Origin of the sequence: Pseudomonas sp. 2FE (assembly GCF_005503735.1) — a bacterium.
Lineage (GTDB): Bacteria > Pseudomonadota > Gammaproteobacteria > Pseudomonadales > Pseudomonadaceae > Aquipseudomonas.
Genome location: NZ_SCMO01000020.1, coordinates 1 through 5348 on the forward strand (window position 1 = coordinate 1; position 5348 = coordinate 5348).

At 52.1% G+C, this 5348-nt stretch carries 2 tRNA genes and 3 rRNA genes; all 5 read right to left on the reverse strand.

Annotated elements, in window-relative coordinates:
* Positions 1–50: 50 nt before the first annotated feature.
* The 5 genes from rrf to FFS12_RS19795 all read right to left on the reverse strand — a co-directional run bounded on the left by rrf (position 51) and on the right by FFS12_RS19795 (position 5296).
* Positions 51–166: ribosomal RNA gene (gene rrf / locus FFS12_RS19775) — 5S ribosomal RNA — on the reverse strand.
* A gap of 149 nt (positions 167–315) precedes the next feature.
* Positions 316–3205 (reverse strand): 23S ribosomal RNA (locus tag FFS12_RS19780).
* Positions 3206–3448: 243 nt separating this feature from the next.
* Positions 3449–3524, reverse strand: a tRNA-Ala gene (locus tag FFS12_RS19785).
* A gap of 28 nt (positions 3525–3552) precedes the next feature.
* Positions 3553–3629, reverse strand: a tRNA-Ile gene (locus FFS12_RS19790).
* Between the two features lie 128 nt (positions 3630–3757).
* Positions 3758–5296: ribosomal RNA gene (locus FFS12_RS19795) — 16S ribosomal RNA — on the reverse strand.
* Together the 16S, 23S and 5S rRNA genes with 2 tRNA genes alongside form the textbook arrangement of a ribosomal RNA operon.
* Positions 5297–5348 lie beyond the last annotated feature (52 nt).

Here is a 5348-nt window from a genome sequence, read left to right on the forward strand (position 1 = left end):
CAAAGACAAACCCCCCACTCGCTTGCGCGAGTGAGGGGTTTGGAATTTAAGCTTGACGATGACCTACTCTCACATGGGGAGACCCCACACTACCATCGGCGATGCGTCGTTTCACTACTGAGTTCGGGATGGGATCAGGTGGTTCCAACGCTCTATGGTCGTCAAGCAATTCGGGTGGAGTGTCGCGTGCGCGCTACTCCAAATTGGGTCTGTGATAGACGGTGTTACGCGAGTTTGACGAACTTTCGGTATCGTCTTCACACTCATCAATCTGCTGCGCTTTATCTCAAAGCAGGCAAATTGCTTGGGTGTTATATGGTCAAGCCTCACGGGCAATTAGTATGGGTTAGCTCAACGCCTCACAGCGCTTACACACCCCACCTATCAACGTCGTAGTCTTCGACGGCCCTTTAGGGAACTCAAGGTTCCAGTGAGATCTCATCTTGAGGCTAGTTTCCCGCTTAGATGCTTTCAGCGGTTATCTATTCCGAACATAGCTACCCGGCGATGCCACTGGCGTGACAACCGGAACACCAGAGGTTCGTCCACTCCGGTCCTCTCGTACTAGGAGCAGCCCCTCTCAAATCTCAAACGTCCACGGCAGATAGGGACCGAACTGTCTCACGACGTTCTAAACCCAGCTCGCGTACCACTTTAAATGGCGAACAGCCATACCCTTGGGACCGGCTTCAGCCCCAGGATGTGATGAGCCGACATCGAGGTGCCAAACACCGCCGTCGATATGAACTCTTGGGCGGTATCAGCCTGTTATCCCCGGAGTACCTTTTATCCGTTGAGCGATGGCCCTTCCATACAGAACCACCGGATCACTAAGACCTACTTTCGTACCTGCTCGACGTGTCTGTCTCGCAGTCAAGCGCGCTTTTGCCTTTATACTCTACGACCGATTTCCGACCGGTCTGAGCGCACCTTCGTACTCCTCCGTTACTCTTTAGGAGGAGACCGCCCCAGTCAAACTACCCACCATACACTGTCCTCGATCCGGATAACGGACCTGAGTTAGAACCTCAAAGTTGCCAGGGTGGTATTTCAAGGTTGGCTCCACGCAAACTGGCGTTCACGCTTCAAAGCCTCCCACCTATCCTACACAAGCAAATTCAAAGTCCAGTGCAAAGCTATAGTAAAGGTTCACGGGGTCTTTCCGTCTAGCCGCGGATACACTGCATCTTCACAGCGATTTCAATTTCACTGAGTCTCGGGTGGAGACAGCGCCGCCATCGTTACGCCATTCGTGCAGGTCGGAACTTACCCGACAAGGAATTTCGCTACCTTAGGACCGTTATAGTTACGGCCGCCGTTTACCGGGGCTTCGATCAAGAGCTTCGCGTTAGCTAACCCCATCAATTAACCTTCCGGCACCGGGCAGGCGTCACACCCTATACGTCCACTTTCGTGTTTGCAGAGTGCTGTGTTTTTAATAAACAGTCGCAGCGGCCTGGTATCTTCGACCGGCATGGGCTTACCGAGTAAATCGTTCACCCTCACCGGCGCACCTTCTCCCGAAGTTACGGTGCCATTTTGCCTAGTTCCTTCACCCGAGTTCTCTCAAGCGCCTTGGTATTCTCTACCCAACCACCTGTGTCGGTTTGGGGTACGGTTCCTAGTTATCTGAAGCTTAGAGGCTTTTCTTGGAAGCATGGCATCAACCACTTCGCGCTCTAATGAGCACTCGTCATCAGCTCTCAGCCTTAGGCGCCCGGATTTACCTAAGCACCCAGCCTACAACCTTAAACTTGGACAACCAACGCCAAGCTGGCCTAGCCTTCTCCGTCCCCCCATCGCAATAACTAGAAGTACAGGAATATTAACCTGTTTTCCATCGACTACGCTTTTCAGCCTCGCCTTAGGGACCGACTAACCCTGCGTCGATTAACGTTGCGCAGGAAACCTTGGTCTTTCGGCGTGGGTGTTTTTCACACCCATTGTCGTTACTCATGTCAGCATTCGCACTTCTGATACCTCCAGCAAGCTTCTCAACTCACCTTCACAGGCTTACAGAACGCTCCTCTACCGCATCACCTAAGTGATACCCGTAGCTTCGGTGTCTAGTTTGAGCCCCGTTACATCTTCCGCGCAGGCCGACTCGACTAGTGAGCTATTACGCTTTCTTTAAAGGGTGGCTGCTTCTAAGCCAACCTCCTAGCTGTCTAAGCCTTCCCACATCGTTTCCCACTTAACTAGAACTTTGGGACCTTAGCTGACGGTCTGGGTTGTTTCCCTTTTCACGACGGACGTTAGCACCCGCCGTGTGTCTCCCGTGCTCGCACTTGTTGGTATTCGGAGTTTGCATCGGTTTGGTAAGTCGGGATGACCCCCTAGCCGAAACAGTGCTCTACCCCCAACAGTGATACACGAGGCGCTACCTAAATAGCTTTCGAGGAGAACCAGCTATCTCCGAGCTTGATTAGCCTTTCACTCCGATCCACAGGTCATCCGCTAACTTTTCAACGGTAGTCGGTTCGGTCCTCCAGTTAGTGTTACCCAACCTTCAACCTGCCCATGGATAGATCGCCCGGTTTCGGGTCTATTCCCAGCGACTAAACGCCCTATTAAGACTCGCTTTCGCTACGCCTCCCCTATTCGGTTAAGCTCGCCACTGAAAATAAGTCGCTGACCCATTATACAAAAGGTACGCAGTCACCCAACAAAGTGGGCTCCCACTGCTTGTACGCATACGGTTTCAGGATCTATTTCACTCCCCTCTCCGGGGTTCTTTTCGCCTTTCCCTCACGGTACTAGTTCACTATCGGTCAGTCAGTAGTATTTAGCCTTGGAGGATGGTCCCCCCATATTCAGACAAAGTTTCTCGTGCTCCGTCCTACTCGATTTCACTTCTAAGATCTTTTCGCGTACAGGGCTATCACCCACTATGGCCGCACTTTCCAGAGCGTTCCGCTAAAATCAAAGAAGCTTAAGGGCTAGTCCCCGTTCGCTCGCCACTACTAAGGGAATCTCGGTTGATTTCTTTTCCTCCGGGTACTTAGATGTTTCAGTTCCCCGGGTTCGCTTCTTACACCTATGTATTCAGTGCAAGATACCTAACTTATGTTAGGTGGGTTCCCCCATTCAGACATCTCCGGATCACAGTCTGTTTGCCGACTCCCCGAAGCTTTTCGCAGGCTACCACGTCTTTCATCGCCTCTGACTGCCAAGGCATCCACCGTATGCGCTTCTTCACTTGACCATATAACCCCAAGCAATCTGGTTATACTATGAAGACGACATTCGCCGAAAATTCGCAATTCAACTCGCAAATTTTACCTTAGCCTGATCACACCCCAGTGAAAAGGGTGATCAGTCTATTCTTTCTATCACATACCCAAATTTTTAAAGAACGATTGTTACTACTGGTCAAAGACCAGAATTCAATATTCAGCCAGGCTACCCCGGGAATATTCAATTCTGAACTCTCTCAAGCACTTCGTCGTGGTGGAGCCAAACGGGATCGAACCGTTGACCTCCTGCGTGCAAGGCAGGCGCTCTCCCAGCTGAGCTATGGCCCCCTGATTCAGCAGGCTTTTCCACAACAATTGGTGGGTCTGGGCAGATTCGAACTGCCGACCTCACCCTTATCAGGGGTGCGCTCTAACCAACTGAGCTACAGACCCAATTGTTCGGGCTACTAGGCTGACAACTCTTACCTGATCCTCCCCATCCTACAGGGACGACCCAATCGTCTTTCGCAATGAATCAAGCAATTCGTGTGGGAGCTTATAAGGAAGCTGATGTCGTCGATTAAGGAGGTGATCCAGCCGCAGGTTCCCCTACGGCTACCTTGTTACGACTTCACCCCAGTCATGAATCACACCGTGGTAACCGTCCCCCTTGCGGTTAGACTAGCTACTTCTGGTGCAACCCACTCCCATGGTGTGACGGGCGGTGTGTACAAGGCCCGGGAACGTATTCACCGTGACATTCTGATTCACGATTACTAGCGATTCCGACTTCACGCAGTCGAGTTGCAGACTGCGATCCGGACTACGATCGGTTTTATGGGATTAGCTCCACCTCGCGGCTTGGCAACCCTTTGTACCGACCATTGTAGCACGTGTGTAGCCCTGGCCGTAAGGGCCATGATGACTTGACGTCATCCCCACCTTCCTCCGGTTTGTCACCGGCAGTCTCCTTAGAGTGCCCACCATAACGTGCTGGTAACTAAGGACAAGGGTTGCGCTCGTTACGGGACTTAACCCAACATCTCACGACACGAGCTGACGACAGCCATGCAGCACCTGTGTTCGAGTTCCCGAAGGCACATCCGCATCTCTGCAGACTTCTCGACATGTCAAGGCCAGGTAAGGTTCTTCGCGTTGCTTCGAATTAAACCACATGCTCCACCGCTTGTGCGGGCCCCCGTCAATTCATTTGAGTTTTAACCTTGCGGCCGTACTCCCCAGGCGGTCGACTTAATGCGTTAGCTGCGCCACTAAGAGCTCAAGGCTCCCAACGGCTAGTCGACATCGTTTACGGCGTGGACTACCAGGGTATCTAATCCTGTTTGCTCCCCACGCTTTCGCACCTCAGTGTCAGTATCAGTCCAGGTGGTCGCCTTCGCCACTGGTGTTCCTTCCTATATCTACGCATTTCACCGCTACACAGGAAATTCCACCACCCTCTACCATACTCTAGCTCGGCAGTTTTGGATGCAGTTCCCAGGTTGAGCCCGGGGATTTCACATTCAACTTACCGAACCACCTACGCGCGCTTTACGCCCAGTAATTCCGATTAACGCTTGCACCCTCTGTATTACCGCGGCTGCTGGCACAGAGTTAGCCGGTGCTTATTCTGTCGGTAACGTCAAAACAGCACAGTATTAATGTACTGCCCTTCCTCCCAACTTAAAGTGCTTTACAATCCGAAGACCTTCTTCACACACGCGGCATGGCTGGATCAGGCTTTCGCCCATTGTCCAATATTCCCCACTGCTGCCTCCCGTAGGAGTCTGGACCGTGTCTCAGTTCCAGTGTGACTGATCATCCTCTCAGACCAGTTACGGATCGTCGCCTTGGTAGGCCTTTACCCTACCAACTAGCTAATCCGACCTAGGCTCATCTAATAGCGTGAGGTCCGAAGATCCCCCACTTTCTCCCGTAGGACGTATGCGGTATTAGCGTCCGTTTCCGAACGTTATCCCCCACTACTAGGCAGATTCCTAGGCATTACTCACCCGTCCGCCGCTCGCCACCAGGTACAAGTACCCGTGCTGCCGCTCGACTTGCATGTGTTAGGCCTGCCGCCAGCGTTCAATCTGAGCCATGATCAAACTCTTCAGTTCAAACATCTTTGGGTTTTGAGAAAACCCTAAACTTGGCTCAGCAATCGCAAAT